Annotated in this window: 12 protein-coding genes; all 12 read left to right on the top strand. The window is 41.3% G+C overall.

Annotation, left to right across the window (positions count from 1 at the left end; translation table 11 throughout):
- Positions 1 to 464 precede the first annotated feature (464 nt).
- The 12 genes from pnp to PSH41_RS07760 all read left to right on the top strand — a co-directional run bounded on the left by pnp (position 465) and on the right by PSH41_RS07760 (position 14,299).
- A complete protein-coding gene (gene pnp, locus PSH41_RS07705; RefSeq protein WP_024033789.1) occupies positions 465 to 2,591 on the top strand; it encodes a polyribonucleotide nucleotidyltransferase in 2,127 nt (708 codons plus the stop codon).
- A 140-nt stretch (positions 2,592 to 2,731) separates the two neighbouring features.
- Complete coding sequence (gene nlpI / locus PSH41_RS07710) at positions 2,732 to 3,610, top strand: lipoprotein NlpI (RefSeq protein WP_029773956.1); 879 nt, start codon at positions 2,732 to 2,734, stop codon at positions 3,608 to 3,610.
- Positions 3,594 to 4,727: a hypothetical protein gene (locus PSH41_RS07715; protein ID WP_273588967.1), complete on the top strand. Its 1,134-nt coding sequence runs from the start codon at positions 3,594 to 3,596 to the stop codon at positions 4,725 to 4,727. The genes nlpI and PSH41_RS07715 overlap by 17 nt, the downstream gene beginning before the upstream one ends.
- 154 nt (positions 4,728 to 4,881) lie before the next feature.
- On the top strand, positions 4,882 to 7,674 hold the full coding sequence (locus PSH41_RS07720; protein WP_024033786.1) for a monovalent cation/H+ antiporter subunit A: 2,793 nt from the start codon (positions 4,882 to 4,884) through the stop codon (positions 7,672 to 7,674).
- Complete coding sequence (locus tag PSH41_RS07725) at positions 7,674 to 8,027, top strand: Na+/H+ antiporter subunit C (RefSeq protein WP_058547412.1); 354 nt, start codon at positions 7,674 to 7,676, stop codon at positions 8,025 to 8,027. The genes PSH41_RS07720 and PSH41_RS07725 overlap by 1 nt, the downstream gene beginning before the upstream one ends.
- Positions 8,024 to 9,541, top strand: a complete 1,518-nt coding sequence (locus PSH41_RS07730; protein WP_273588966.1) for a monovalent cation/H+ antiporter subunit D — start codon at positions 8,024 to 8,026, stop codon at positions 9,539 to 9,541. Before PSH41_RS07725 ends, PSH41_RS07730 begins: the two co-directional genes overlap by 4 nt.
- Positions 9,541 to 10,077, top strand: a complete 537-nt coding sequence (locus PSH41_RS07735) for a Na+/H+ antiporter subunit E (RefSeq protein ID WP_054982208.1) — start codon at positions 9,541 to 9,543, stop codon at positions 10,075 to 10,077. The genes PSH41_RS07730 and PSH41_RS07735 overlap by 1 nt, the downstream gene beginning before the upstream one ends.
- Positions 10,071 to 10,340: a K+/H+ antiporter subunit F gene (locus PSH41_RS07740; protein ID WP_004585896.1), complete on the top strand. Its 270-nt coding sequence runs from the start codon at positions 10,071 to 10,073 to the stop codon at positions 10,338 to 10,340. Before PSH41_RS07735 ends, PSH41_RS07740 begins: the two co-directional genes overlap by 7 nt.
- A gap of 9 nt (positions 10,341 to 10,349) precedes the next feature.
- A complete protein-coding gene (locus PSH41_RS07745; protein ID WP_004585897.1) occupies positions 10,350 to 10,682 on the top strand; it encodes a Na+/H+ antiporter subunit G in 333 nt (110 codons plus the stop codon).
- Between the two features lie 292 nt (positions 10,683 to 10,974).
- Positions 10,975 to 11,472, top strand: coding sequence for a DUF2059 domain-containing protein (locus PSH41_RS07750; RefSeq protein WP_273588965.1), 498 nt, complete (start codon positions 10,975 to 10,977; stop codon positions 11,470 to 11,472).
- A gap of 149 nt (positions 11,473 to 11,621) precedes the next feature.
- Complete coding sequence (locus tag PSH41_RS07755; protein ID WP_024033781.1) at positions 11,622 to 12,059, top strand: MerR family transcriptional regulator; 438 nt, start codon at positions 11,622 to 11,624, stop codon at positions 12,057 to 12,059.
- Positions 12,056 to 14,299 carry a heavy metal translocating P-type ATPase gene (locus tag PSH41_RS07760; RefSeq protein ID WP_273588964.1) on the top strand — a complete coding sequence of 748 codons (2,244 nt, stop codon included), beginning with the start codon at positions 12,056 to 12,058 and terminating at the stop codon, positions 14,297 to 14,299. Before PSH41_RS07755 ends, PSH41_RS07760 begins: the two co-directional genes overlap by 4 nt.
- Positions 14,300 to 14,306 lie beyond the last annotated feature (7 nt).

Raw genomic sequence — 14,306 nt, forward strand, 5'->3', positions numbered from 1 at the left:
TTTTTTGTGCCTAAATTTAACGCCTCACACCCCATCATTAACTTAACCTCCCTTTAATATAAATAACACCAACCTTGTGCTAGCACTTAACAATTAAGGCTTGGCAACGCTTGCAACAACTGCGTTAAAATTATCTTTAAGAACAATTTAATAGCGAATTATTCACCTAACTATCTAAAGGTTTTTCATAGCTAAAAATTACACGCTTAATTAAACGCTTTGCGATAAAACAATTAAAAAATAATGTGGCAAAAGCGATTACGTTTTATCTTTGGGTAGGCTCGCAATTTTACGTCGCTTTGGTATATACTATGCGCGTAGATAAATAGGTTATCTGCAGTCATTAAAAATTTTGCCAATTGTAGTACTTAATTGATTTCCAACTGAATACAATTATGTACTGTAATTGGCCCTTTTAATGACACTTATTAATGAAATATAAAAACATTTAAGGAATATTTTAAGTGCAAGCAATTATTAAAGAATTTCAACTAGGTCAACACACAGTTACCCTAGAAACAGGTGCAATCGCACGTCAAGCAGACGGCGCAGTATTAGCAAGCATCGGCGACACGTCAGTATTAGTTACTGTCGTTGGTAAGCGTGAAGCTCAACCTGGTCAAGACTTTTTCCCACTAACAGTTAACTACCAAGAGCGTATGTACGCTGCTGGTCGTATCCCGGGTGGTTTCTTAAAGCGTGAAGGTCGTCCTAACGATGGCGAAACACTTATTGCACGTCTTATTGACCGTCCAATTCGTCCACTTTTCCCAAATGGTTTCGTAAACGAAGTACAAGTTATTGCAACTGTTGTTTCTGTAAACCCTGAAATCCAACCAGATATGGTTGCGATGATTGGTACATCAGCAGCACTTGCTATCTCTGGCATCCCATTTAGCGGCCCAATTGGTGCTTCTCGCGTTGGTTACATTAACGGTGAGTACGTACTTAACCCAACACTAAAAGAGCTTGAAGAAAGCCAACTTGATTTAGTAGTTGCAGGTACTGATAACGCAGTACTAATGGTTGAATCAGAAGCTGACGTACTAGCTGAAGACGTAATGCTAGGCGCGGTTGTATACGGCCATGAGCAATCTCAAGCTATTATCAACGCAATCAACGAATTTAAAGCAGAAGCGGGCAAGCCTACATGGGATTGGTCTGCACCTGAGAAAAACGTATCGCTTGAAGAAAAAGTAGCTGAACTTGCTGCTGATAAAGTAGGTGAAGCTTACCGTATTACCGATAAAGTAGCGCGTAAAGAAGCATTAACTGCAGCAAAAGACGCTGTAATTGAAGCGCTTACAAGCGAGCTTGCTGAAGATGAAACACTTGATAAGCAAGAAGTAGGTAAAGTATTTGGTTCTTTAGAGAAGAAAATTGTACGTGGCCGCATCACTGCTGGTGAAAAACGTATCGATGGTCGCGAACCAGACATGATTCGTGCGCTAGACGTAATGACTGGCGTATTACCACGTACTCACGGTTCTGCAATCTTTACTCGTGGTGAAACTCAAGCATTAGTTACCGCTACACTTGGTACAGAACGTGATTCACAGTTAATCGATGATTTAACGGGCACACACAAAAACCACTTTATGCTTAACTACAACTTCCCTCCATTCTGTGTAGGTGAAACTGGTTTTGTAGGTTCTCCTAAGCGTCGTGAAATTGGTCACGGTAACCTAGCTAAGCGTGGTATTTCTGCTGTAATGCCTACACTTACTGAGTTCCCTTACTCAATTCGTGTTGTATCTGAAATCACTGAATCTAACGGTTCGTCTTCAATGGCATCTGTTTGTGGTACGTCACTAGCTCTGATGAACGCGGGTGTACCAATTAAAGCGTCTGTTGCGGGTATCGCGATGGGTCTTGTGAAAGAAGGTGAGAAGTTTGTTGTTCTTTCAGATATCTTAGGTGATGAAGATCACTTAGGTGACATGGACTTTAAAGTAGCAGGTACTACTAACGGTATCACTGCACTACAAATGGATATCAAGATTGAAGGTATCACACAAGAAATCATGCAAATTGCGCTTAAACAAGCAAAAGCTGCACGTTTACACATTTTAGGTGTGATGGATGAAGCGATTTCTGCTCCTTCTGAAGAATTATCAATGTTTGCTCCTCGCATCTACACTATGCAAATTCCTGCTAAGAAGATTGCTGAAGTAATTGGTAAAGGTGGCGCTACAATCCGTCAACTTACTGAAGAGACAGGCACAACAATTGAAATTGAAGACGACGGTACAATTAAGATTGCTGCAACAGACGGTGAAAGCGCGCAAAACGCAATTACACGTATTGAGCAATTAACAGCAGAACTAGAAGTAGGTACTATCTACACTGGTAAAGTTGTACGTATTGTTGACTTTGGTGCGTTTGTAAACATTCTTCCTGGTAAAGATGGCCTAGTGCATATTTCTCAAATCAGCACAGAGCGTGTTAACAACGTAACTGACCACTTAAGTGAAGGTCAAGAAGTTAAAGTTAAAGTACTAGAAGTAGACCGCCAAGGCCGTGTACGTCTAAGCATTAAAGAAGCAATGGAATCAGCAGCACCTGCAGCTGATGAGTCAAAAGACGCATAATTGCTAAACTTTAACCCGTTAATATACGCGGGATAATAAAAAAGGGGCTGTTTAGCCCCTTTTTTTATGCTTTAATGAAACCTTATTAGACAAGGTCTGTCTTATTTTTATTGCGATATATCTTGGTATTAAGGATTTTAATGATACTCAAACATTTAGCTTTGGCATCTTTTGCTATTTTGTCTTTAAGCGCTTGCCAAACCACGACTGAATCAAAACCTACGCCGATTGTTAATGTGCCTTTTACTGCACCCCTTGCATCTGACTTTAGAAGTGAAATTGCGATTGCACGTTACTCTGAGCTATTAAATCGAGCCGATTTAAGTACCGAGCAACAAGCTAAGCTTTATTATGACCGTGGGGTATTATTTGATAGCTTAGGAATGACCACGTTATCGCGCATTGATTTTAACCGCGCTATAAAACTAAAGCCTGATTTAGCTGAGGTGTATAACTTTTTAGGTATTCAGCACACGTTAATGCAGCAATACGAAAAAGCGTATGAGTTTTTTGACTCAGCCCTTGAGCTTAATGAAGAGCATGAATACGCTTATTTAAACCGTGGCATTGCACTGTATTATGGTGAAAGAGCAAATCTAGCGCAAAGTGACTTTGATGAGTTTTTAGCGCGTTCACCAAACGATCCTTACCGTGTGTTATGGCTTTACCTTGCACAGTCACAAGAGGATAAACAACAAGCATTAGCGGCTCTTAAAACAAATGCTGCAGCCCTTGATGAATCGCAATGGGCGTATCAGTTAATTTCGCTTTATACCGGCGATATGAGTGAGCATACGTTTTTATCGGGTATTAGCGAGGGCGTTAAGTCAGAGCAAGAATACGCACAGCGCTTGTGCGAGGCGTACTTTTATTTAGCCAAAATGCACCAAGCAGCCGGAGAGCAGTTTTTAGCTGCTGATTACTTTAGGTTGGCATTATCCACTAATGTGCATGAGTTTATTGAATACAAATATGCACGTTTAGAGCTTGAGCTTATGGCTGGTGCAGACGCTAGTTAAATACCCGTGTTATCTGATTGGTTTGCTATTTAGCCTGCTTATTGCAGGCTCTAGCAACCAGTTAAGCAGCATTAGCTTTTGGCATGTACTTCACGCTCAGGCTAATCCGCTGCAAAGTTATTGGCAATTTCCCCGTTACTTTTCAAATAATATTGCGCATCTTCCCGAGCTGACATTAGGCTTTTTAGCGCGTAAAAATATCCCATCAGCTCAACACAATTATTCTTTAACGCTTATCAATGCAAGCAAAAACGAGCAAGCAAAGTTATTTTGGCTACAAAGTATTGAGCATGTTGGGCATAACAAGCGCCAACAACTCGCGCATGCTCTTTTAAAGCAAGGTCGCTGGAATGACCTTCAACTATTGTTAACCCAAAACTTACTGCCTAAAGGCGCGGCATTTAACCATTTAGCACTGCACAAAGGGAGTGACTATGAGCAAGTTTTGCCTTCCTTTTTACATCAACTTGGTTTTGCAGCGTTAAATACACGCCCGCCGATTAACAATAGCTGTAGTTACAATGTGCTGCTATTAGGTGTAAATAGAGAAGCCTTGTTTAAGTTATCGAGTTTTGCCGCGCAGTATAATAAAAAACCTGAGCCGCAAAGCAGGGCGTATTGTTTAAGTAAACCGGTTTACGCTGGGGGCGCAATTGACTGTGCTAACACCTCGGGCATGGCTAATTGCCTATGGCAAAACGCGCACTTAAAAGCGCAGTTTACTAACGGCTATGACTACACTGTAATTATGGGTACGAGCGGCAGCGCCAATGTAACAGGTAAAAAAATGCAGCTAAGTACCCAAGCAAACTATAATGTATTTTTGCATGAGCTAATGCACTTTAGTGGTTTTGAAGATGAATATACGCTGCCTATTTCTAAACAGCGCTGGTTGTGTAAACGCCAAGGATACGTGGCCCCAAATTTATATATTTCGCAAGGTGAGGCTGCGCCAAATGGATGGCACAAAAGCTTAAGTTGCCAGCAAGGCGGCGTGGCATATAAGCCAACTAAGCAATGGTCAATTATGCAGTATCAACAACTAGGTTTATCAAAGCGGTACAGGGCTTTGTGGGTTGATCAAATCAATGCTGCTAAAACCGCTCAGCTTGATTAAATTTAAATCGATTAGGCTTGCTATCTATAGACAAAATGGCCGTTTATAAGTATAACTGTACGTATTAATGTCGTTTAAAAACAGACAGTAAAAGCATCTTTTCGTGATGTATAAAACGTAAGGATAAACTTATGATTATAAAAGGCCCTACATTATGACTTTGCTCTGGATACCTTTGTTATCCTTAATTGGCAGTGTTATTTCTTCATGCACCGGCAAACTATCCCGTACGCAAGCTGCAGCTGTCACTGTACTTGCCCCTTTAGCAGCATTAGGTATTACGCTATACCACACCCCCGCTATTTTAGCAGGTGAAACGATTCGTTATGCTGTAACGTGGATCCCCGCTGTTGGACTGGACTTATCATTTCGTCTTGATGGCTTGAGCTTACTGTTTATGTTTATGATTTTAGGCATAGGCATACTGGTAATTACCTACGCACGTTATTATCTGAGTAAAAACGACTCCTTAGCTAAGCTGTATAGTTACTTATTGCTGTTTATGACCGCAATGCTGGGCATTGTTATGTCTAACAATGTTATTCAGCTTTGGCTGTTTTGGGAATTGACCAGCATTAGCTCGTTTTTATTAATTAGCTATTGGTGGCATAAAACAGAAGCACGAAAGGGCGCTCGCATGGCGCTAGCTGTTACCGGTGCCGGTGGCTTAGCATTGCTGGCAGGTTTAATGTTAGTGGCAGATATAGTTGGCAGTTACGACCTAGATGTAATTTTAGCTAGCAAGGCAATTGTTCAATCACATGATTTATACGAAACAGCACTGGTATTAGTTTTGCTAGGTGCATTTACTAAATCGGCACAGTTTCCATTTCATTTTTGGCTACCTCACGCTATGGCAGCCCCAACACCTGTTAGTGCGTATTTACACTCTGCGACTATGGTAAAAGCAGGTATATTTTTATTAGCGCGTTTTCACCCAGTGCTTTCTGGTACAGATACTTGGTTTTTACTGGTTGGTTTAACCGGTTTAACAACGCTTTTGTTTGGCGCTTATATCGCCTTATTTAAACACGATTTAAAAGGCCTGTTAGCGTACTCAACCATTAGCCATTTAGGGTTAATTACCCTGTTATTGGGCTTAGATACTGAGCTCTCTACTGTGGCGGCAATATTCCATATTATTAATCATGCCACGTTTAAAGCCTCGCTATTTATGGCTGCAGGTATAATTGACCATGAAACCGGCACTCGTGATATGCGTAAGCTTAATGGTATGTGGCGGTATTTACCTTATACGGCCACACTTGCCATGGTTGCGGCTGCTTCAATGGCGGGTGTACCATTGCTTAATGGCTTTTTATCTAAAGAAATGTTTTTTGCCGAAACCTTACATCAGCAAGTGCTTGGCTCTATGTCGTGGTTAATCCCGGTGTTAGCCACTATTGCAGGGGCGTTATCGGTGGCTTATTCGTCGCGTTTTATTCACGATGTATTTTTTAATGGCGAGCCAATTGATTTACCACGCCAGCCGCATGAGGCTCCGCGTTATATGCGACTCCCTATTGAAGTATTGGTTGTGCTGTGTGTGCTGGTTGGTTTGTTCCCGCATTTTTCAGTCGATGGCATTTTATCTGCTGCGTCTTTGGCTGTACTTGGTCAAAAGGTACCAGAGTACGAACTGGCTATATGGCATGGTTTTAACTTACCGCTATTAATGAGCGCCATGGCGGTAGTGGGTGGTTTGTTTATTTATATAAATCGTAAATACCTATTTCAATTTCAAGCATCATTACCGCCACTTAATGCTAAAAAAACCTTTGAGCTAATTGTGCTTAAGGTTATTAATTGGTGCCAAAGCAGGGTAAACACTATCGAAAACGGCTCATTACAACGCTACATTTTTGTAATGCTGGCGGTGGTATTGTTATGTGCCGGTTGGCCATTATTTGAAATGCAACAATTAGCGGGCAGTATGCCGCGTATTCCGGTTGATGTGCATAACGCAATAGGTGCAGGCCTACTGATTATAGGTGCTTTTGCTACCGTTATTTGGCATCGCTCACGCGTAGTTGCGTTACTAATGATTTCTATTGTAGGACTCATGGTGTCGGTGGCGTTTACGCGTTTTTCTGCGCCCGACTTAGCGCTTACGCAATTAACGGTAGAAGTAGCAACCGTTATTTTATTAATGTTGGCGTTGTTTTTCTTACCACAACATACGCCTAAAGAGTCTAGCTCATTACGAGTACTCAGAGATTTAGGGATAGCCTCAACTTTAGGTGTTGTGGTGGCAAGTATATGTTATGCATTACTTACACGGCCACTCGAATCGATATCAGATTTTTTCATAGCCAATGCCAAAACAGGAGGTGGCGGTACCAATGTAGTGAACGTTATTTTGGTTGATTTTAGGGGGTTTGACACCCTAGGCGAAATAACCGTATTAGGTATTGCAGCGTTGGGTATATTTAAAGTGCTTTCTCGCATTCCATTGTTCATGCCAGCAAGTGATGGTGAAGGGCGCCCATGGGCACGCGAGCGACACCCTATACTACTTGCCAGTATTTCGCATAGCTTATTACCGCTTGCATTATTAGTATCGGCTTATATTTTCTTACGTGGTCATAACTTACCTGGCGGTGGCTTTATTGCAGGGTTAGTAACATCAATTGCCTTTATATTGCAGTACATGGCTCATGGCTCAGCTTGGATTAGCGAGCGCTTTGCAGTCAACTACCGGAAAATTATTGCATCAGGTATCGGTATTGCCTTGTTTACTGGAGTCGGTAGCTGGTTCTTTGAACGGCCGTTTTTAACTACGTGGTTTGATTATTTCGATATCCCATTTATTGGCAAAACAGAACTTGCAAGCGCAATTGTGTTTGATTTAGGCGTTTATTTAACAGTGGTTGGAGCCACGTTAATGATATTAGCAAGCCTTGGCAACATGACAGCAGATACCCAGAAAAAAGAGGTAAATATTTAATGGAGCTATTGTACGCATCTTGCGTTGGTGTATTAGTTAGTTGCGGGATCTTTTTATTATTAAGAGCGCGCACATTCCCTGTAGTACTTGGGCTTACTATGATTTCATATGCCGTTAATTTATTTTTATTTTCTGCAGGTCGTTTAACGATTAATAAAGCAGTAGTACTGGGTACCGGTGCCGATTATGCTGATCCGCTGCCTCAAGCGTTAGTACTTACGGCCATAGTAATTGGCTTTGCAATGACTGCATTTGTGGTTATTTTAGCTATTCGTGGTCGTGCAGATTTAGGAAGTGATCACGTAGATGGTCACATAGTTAAAAGCCCGGCAGATACTAAGGAGCAAAAATGATTCAACATTTAGCTTCTTTACCTATTTTATTACCTATGCTGGCAGCGGTTATATTACTTTTGCCTCCATGTGGTAAAAGCTTACCAATTCGTCGCATAGCCTCGTCTATTATGGCTATTATTACATTTGCTGTTAGTGTACTGCTTTTACTGCATGTACATAATACAGGGATAAACGTATACGCTATCGGTAACTGGTCTGCACCATTTGGTATTGTACTTGTAGCCGACATGCTTTCTACATTGTTGGTAGCACTTACATCGCTACTAGGCTTAGGCGTTATTTTATATAGTTGTGCTGGCGATGATGCTAAAGGTAACTTTTTTCATCCATTAGTTCATTTTTTAATATTAGGTGTTAATGGGGCATTTTTAACGGGTGACTTATTTAATGTATTTGTATTTTTTGAGGTGTTGTTGATTGCCTCATACTCACTACTTATGCATGCCGGAGATAAACAAAATACCCGTGCAGCGCTCCAATATGTAATATTAAATTTGGTTGGCTCGAGCGTATTTTTAATTGGTCTAGGTATTTTATACGGCGTACTGGGTACATTAAACATCGCTGATATGACGCAAAAAGTAGCCCTGTTGACTGGCGATGATGTCTATTTGGCGAAGGCCGGCGGCTTACTGCTGTTAGTTGTATTTGCTTTAAAAGCCGCATTGCTCCCTTTGCACTTGTGGCTACCAAATACTTATGCCAGTGCAAAGCCTGTGGTTGCCGCTTTATTTGCTATTATGACCAAGGTGGGTGTATACGCCATGCTGCGCATTTATACCGTTATTTTTGGTGAGCAAGCCGGTGAGCTTGAACATATGGCGCAATCGTGGTTATGGGGCTTAGCCATTGCGACTATAGTGGTTGGTGCAATTGGCGTAATGGCTGCGCAAGATTTACGTAAGTTAACGGCAAATTTAGTTGTTGTATCAGTGGGCACGTTAGTCGCTCTAATTGCACTGCAAAACGTAACTGCAACAGCTGCACTGCTTTATTATTTAGTACACTCCACATTAGTCAGCGCTGCACTATTTTTATTAGCTGATTTAATTGCCACACAAAGGGGCAAAGTAGGGGATAGACTGGTTGCCGGACGAGCCGTAAACCAACCTTACTTATTAGGAGCATGCTTTGTAATTGCTGCATTAACCGTAGTAGGTATGCCGCCGCTATCGGGGTTTGTTGGAAAAGTTTGGATCCTCAAAACAACCTTAAATAGCGAGCAAGCCTTACTATTTTGGCCTGTCTATTTAATTGCTAGTTTTGTTTTATTAGTTGCACTTTCTCGTGCTGGTACAAGTCTGTTTTGGGAAAGAAAAGGCAATAAAACAGAAAGCGCCGAGGGCGAAAATGCTCACCCATTACAAGTGATGATAATTGTAGGGCTACTTGCGTGCTCACCTTTGTTAGTTGTTTTTGGCGGACCAATAAGTGAATACATGGTTAGTGCTGCTACGCAATTGCATGACATAAGTGGTGGCATTAATGCAGTTATGAAGGGAGGTGAGTAATGAGGTTACAAGCCCGTTATCGTTGGTTGCCAACGCCGTTTCGTAGTTTGTTTTTATTTTTAATTTGGTTGTTGCTTAATAATAGTGTATCCGCAGGGCATATAGTATTAGCTACGTTTTTTGCGATATTTATACCGCTATTAAGTGTTTCATTACGTGACCCGCAACCCTTAATACTAAAACCAGGTTTGGCACTAAAACAATTACTCATTGTACTTTACGATATAGTGGTTGCTAATTTACAGGTAGCCTTATTAATCGTTGGCCCAGCTAAAAAGTTACGTCCTGCTTTTGTTAAGGTGCCTATAGATTTAATACACGATATGCCCATTACAATTCTTGCCAGTTGTGTATCTCTTACTCCTGGTACAGTAAGTGCCGAGGTATATCCTATTCCTGAGTCACTAGAGGAAGGCGAAAAGCCTAAACAGCGCTATTTACTTATACATGTGCTTGATTTAAAAGATGAAGAGGCACTTATTAAACAAATTAAACAGCGCTACGAAGCTCCCCTAAAGGAGATATTTCAATGTTAGATACTGTGTTACTTATTGTATTTGCCATGATTGGTTTATCGTTACTGTTAAACCTATGGCGATTAATTATTGGCCCCTCAGTGCCTGATAGAGTTTTAGCCCTAGATACTATGTACATTAATGTTATCGCGTTAATTATTTTATACAGTATTAGTATGGGCACTGGTTTGTACTTTGAAGCAGCGTTATTAATCGCGATGCTTGGCTTTATAAGTACTGTTGCAGTATGTAAGTATTTACTACGCGGCGACTTAATTGAATAGGATATTAAAATGATAAGCGAGTGGGTTGTATCAATATTACTACTTTTTGGTGGGCTATTTATTTTAATAGGATCGCTGGGCTTAATTAAATTACCTGATTTTTACATGCGCTTACACGGCCCAACTAAAGCAACAACACTGGGTATGGCTAGCATATTAATTGCTGCAATGGTGTTTTTTGCAACGTCGGTGCACACCATAAGCGTAAAAGAGATTTTAATTACCGTGTTTTTATTAATCACTGCCCCTATTAGTGGGTATATGTTAATAAAATCAGCGATTCATCATAAGCTTAAAGCAAAAGAAGGCACAAAAGGGCTCGATAACGTAGAAGACGATTAGCCCCTGTGCACTGATAAAAAGGCCAAATAAACATGTTTTATTTGGCCTTTTTAGTATGGGTTTACACATTTACCAACTATTTTATACCCGTTCCCATAATTAAGTAATTTATTCTGAAGCTGGTAAAACGTGTTGATAATTTAGTAAAAAAATTAGCTATTTAGTTGTTCTGAATGAGCATTTTTTAACGTAAGTAACGGACCGTTTAGCCCCGCAAAATGAGTAAGTATTATTGCGGATTGATATTAATCATGTGAGTATGGTCTTACTTTTTATATTTAAGGATATGACAATGGCTAAGGCACTATTACTTTCGTTACTTATATTTTCTGGCAGCGTATTGGCTGACGAGGCAACTAAGCAGCAAAAAATAGATGAGCTGATAAACGTGATGAACATGGATGCTATGGTTGACTCTATGTACGGGCAAGTTGAAGGCATGATGAAAAACATGTCTGCACAAATGGGTGTTAAGCCCTCTGAGCAAGCTATTTTTGATAAATACTATGCAGATATGACCAACGTACTTAAAACCGAAATGAGCTGGAAAAAAATGCAGCCGATGATGGTTAACGTTTACGACAAACGTTTTAACGAGCAAGAAATTGCCGACATGCTGGCGTTTTATAAAACTGAAACAGGGCAAAAAATTCTCCAAAAAATGCCAGTAGTAATGCAAGAGTCTATGCAAATGTCGCAAAGCCTAGTGCAAGATGCAATGCCAAAAATTCAGCAAATAGCCGGTGAGCTAAGTGAAGAGCTAAAAGCCTCTCGCCAACAAGAAAATTAATCTCTCTGCCTCTTTTTAAGCGCGCTCATTAGCGCGCTTTTATTTTATCAGCTCCAGTAAATTTAAATTATGCTTTAATACTCCCCTCTATTGACCTGTGTGTCACACATAGGTTTACAATTGAGCTCTAAATCAAAGGGGGCTAAATTATGTATGTTAAGCAATTAGCGAAGTTAATGGGCGTAACGCCTGATACAGTTCGTCATTACACACGAATAGGCCTTTTGACGCCCATACGTAGCCAAAGTAATGGCTATCAACAATATACAAAAGCAGACCGCCAACGTTTACAGTTTATTATAAGCGCCCGAAAGCTTGGGTTTTCCCTAAAAGATATACAGCATATCATTGGCGAGTCAGAACAGGGGCATTGCCCATGCCCACTTACACGGCAAATTATTGCAAAACGTTTAGAAGAAACCGAAGCCTTGTTTCAAGAAACCCTTAAATTACGAGTGCGTATGCAAGCGGCGTTAAAACAGTGGGAAACATCGGCAGACGGCGCTGTTGCAAGTGATGTGTGTAGCTTAATAGAGACGTTTGTTGACCCACTTGTTGAGCCAAACAAAAGCGGAGATGTGCAATGAGTAGCAGTAAAACAACAGAGCAAAACTTTATTATTGAAGGTGCTAATTGTGGCAGTTGTGTAGCCAAAATAGAAAAAGCCCTCAATAGTGTGCAAGGCGCAAACAATGTCGAAATGAATTTTGCAGATCGCACGGTACGCGTAGAGGGCAGCGCGCAGCAAAGCACATTAATTAGCGCCGTTGAAAATATAGGTTATGGCGCAAAACCTATGGATAACACATCAGAGCAAGATGCGCTTGATGAAAAAGCCAAGTCAGACGAGGCACATTACAAAAAGCTAATGCGCAACATGATGCTGGCTTTAGGTGTGGGCGTACCGCTTATGATGTATGGGCTTATTTTTGATATGAGCGTGACAACCACTAACCAGCGAATTGCATGGGGTTTGGTCGGTATTATCACGTTTGTCGTTATGGCTGTAGCAGGTAAGCAATTTTATAAAGGTGCTTGGCAGTCATTTAAAAATCATGGTGCTAACATGGATACGCTTATTGCTTTGGGAACGGGCACTGCGTGGTTATATTCAATGTTTGTTGTACTTGCGCCTAGCTTACTACCTGAGGTTGCAAGGCACGTTTATTTTGAAGCTTCTTCAATGATAATCGGGTTAATTAGTTTAGGCTTGGCTTTTGAAGTGAAAGCGCGTGGGCGTACTTCGCAGGCTATTAAGCGTTTAATTGGCTTACAAGCAAAAACAGCCCGTGTAATACGTGATGGCGCAGAGCAAGATATAGACATTAGTGATGTGCAAAAGGGCGACCATGTAAGGGTACGCCCAGGCGAAAAAATCCCGGTAGATGGTGATGTGCTCGAAGGTAGCAGCAGACTAGATGAATCTATGCTCACGGGTGAGCCTATGCCAGTGAGTAAACAAGCTGGCGATAAAGTGGTTGCTGGCAGCATTAATAAAAGTGGTACATTATTATTTGAAGCCACACATATAGGCCAAGAAACAACCCTTGCCAATATTATTAATATGGTAAAACGCGCGCAAAACTCTAAACCTTCAATAGGGCGATTAGCCGATGTTATATCGGGCATTTTTGTGCCTACAGTAATGATAATTGCGATACTAGCAGCCCTTGCATGGTTGAATTTTGGCCCAGCCCCTTCAATTGCTTATGCAGTGGTAGCGTTAACCACAGTGCTGATTATTGCATGCCCGTGTGCGTTGGGTTTAGCAACGCCTATGTCGGTAATGGTGGGAATAGGTAAAGCAGCCGAATTTGGCATATTAATTCGCAATGGCGAGTCACTGCAAACGACCTCTAAAATTACTACCATGATTTTAGATAAAACCGGCACTATCACCCAAGGTGCACCACAGGTAACAGATGTTGTAACGTTTAATAACGCAGATGAAAATAACGTAATGCAATTAGTTGCAAGCCTCGAAAATAGCTCTGAGCACCCACTTGCGGAGGCGATTACACAGTACGCTCAAAAACAAAATGTAACCTTGAGTAAAGTTACCGACTTTGATGCCATTACCGGTAAAGGTGTAAGTGGAACGGTGAATGAGCAAACACTGTTATTTGGCAATAAAGCGCTTATGGATAAATACGAGATTGCAGTTGATGACGCCACAGAGCAAGCACACACCTTTGCAAATGATGCAAAAACCCCGATGTACTTTGCCTGTAATAACCAACTTATGGCCTTAATTGCGGTGGCGGACCCGCTAAAAGAAGACTCAGTACAGGCAATCAAGCGCCTGCAAAATGAAGGTATTCATCTAGTAATGCTCACTGGCGATAATAAAGCGACCGCACACGCTGTGGCTAAAAAAGTCGGTATTGATGATTTTATCGCAGAAGTGTTGCCAGAGGATAAAGTAAACGAAGTCACTAAACGCCAGCAGCAAGGCGAGATTGTAGGCATGACGGGTGATGGGATCAATGATGCCCCCGCGCTTGCTAAAGCAGATGTCGGTTTTGCAATTGGCACAGGTACAGATGTAGCCATAGAAAGCGCCGATATTACTTTAATGCGTGGCTCACTTCATGGCCTTGCCGATGCTATTGCCATTAGCAGCGCAACAATTAAAAACATTAAACAAAACTTGTTTGGTGCCTTTATTTATAATGTTGCGGGCATCCCTATTGCAGCCGGTGTGTTGTATCCGTTTATTGGTGTACTACTAAACCCAGTAGTGGCGGGCGCAGCTATGGCGCTTTCATCACTGACAGTAGTCACCAATGCTAATCGCTTACGTTTTTATAAACCCAATAAGCGCTAAGGAGTCG

It is taken from the genome of Pseudoalteromonas sp. CST2 (assembly GCF_028599385.1).
Taxonomy (GTDB): Bacteria; Pseudomonadota; Gammaproteobacteria; order Enterobacterales; family Alteromonadaceae; genus Pseudoalteromonas; species Pseudoalteromonas atlantica.

Excerpts from the sequence above, each read along its gene's own strand:
- nlpI (WP_029773956.1), top strand. The coding sequence starts at position 2,732 with ATGATACTCAAACATTTAGCTTTGGCATCTTTTGCTATTTTGTCTTTA.
- PSH41_RS07720 (WP_024033786.1), top strand. The coding sequence starts at position 4,882 with ATGACTTTGCTCTGGATACCTTTGTTATCCTTAATTGGCAGTGTTATT.
- PSH41_RS07725 (WP_058547412.1), top strand. The coding sequence starts at position 7,674 with ATGGAGCTATTGTACGCATCTTGCGTTGGTGTATTAGTTAGTTGCGGG.
- PSH41_RS07730 (WP_273588966.1), top strand. The coding sequence starts at position 8,024 with ATGATTCAACATTTAGCTTCTTTACCTATTTTATTACCTATGCTGGCA.
- PSH41_RS07735 (WP_054982208.1), top strand. The coding sequence starts at position 9,541 with ATGAGGTTACAAGCCCGTTATCGTTGGTTGCCAACGCCGTTTCGTAGT.
- PSH41_RS07740 (WP_004585896.1), top strand. The coding sequence starts at position 10,071 with ATGTTAGATACTGTGTTACTTATTGTATTTGCCATGATTGGTTTATCG.
- PSH41_RS07745 (WP_004585897.1), top strand. The coding sequence starts at position 10,350 with ATGATAAGCGAGTGGGTTGTATCAATATTACTACTTTTTGGTGGGCTA.
- PSH41_RS07750 (WP_273588965.1), top strand. The coding sequence starts at position 10,975 with ATGGCTAAGGCACTATTACTTTCGTTACTTATATTTTCTGGCAGCGTA.
- PSH41_RS07755 (WP_024033781.1), top strand. The coding sequence starts at position 11,622 with ATGTATGTTAAGCAATTAGCGAAGTTAATGGGCGTAACGCCTGATACA.
- PSH41_RS07760 (WP_273588964.1), top strand. The coding sequence starts at position 12,056 with ATGAGTAGCAGTAAAACAACAGAGCAAAACTTTATTATTGAAGGTGCT.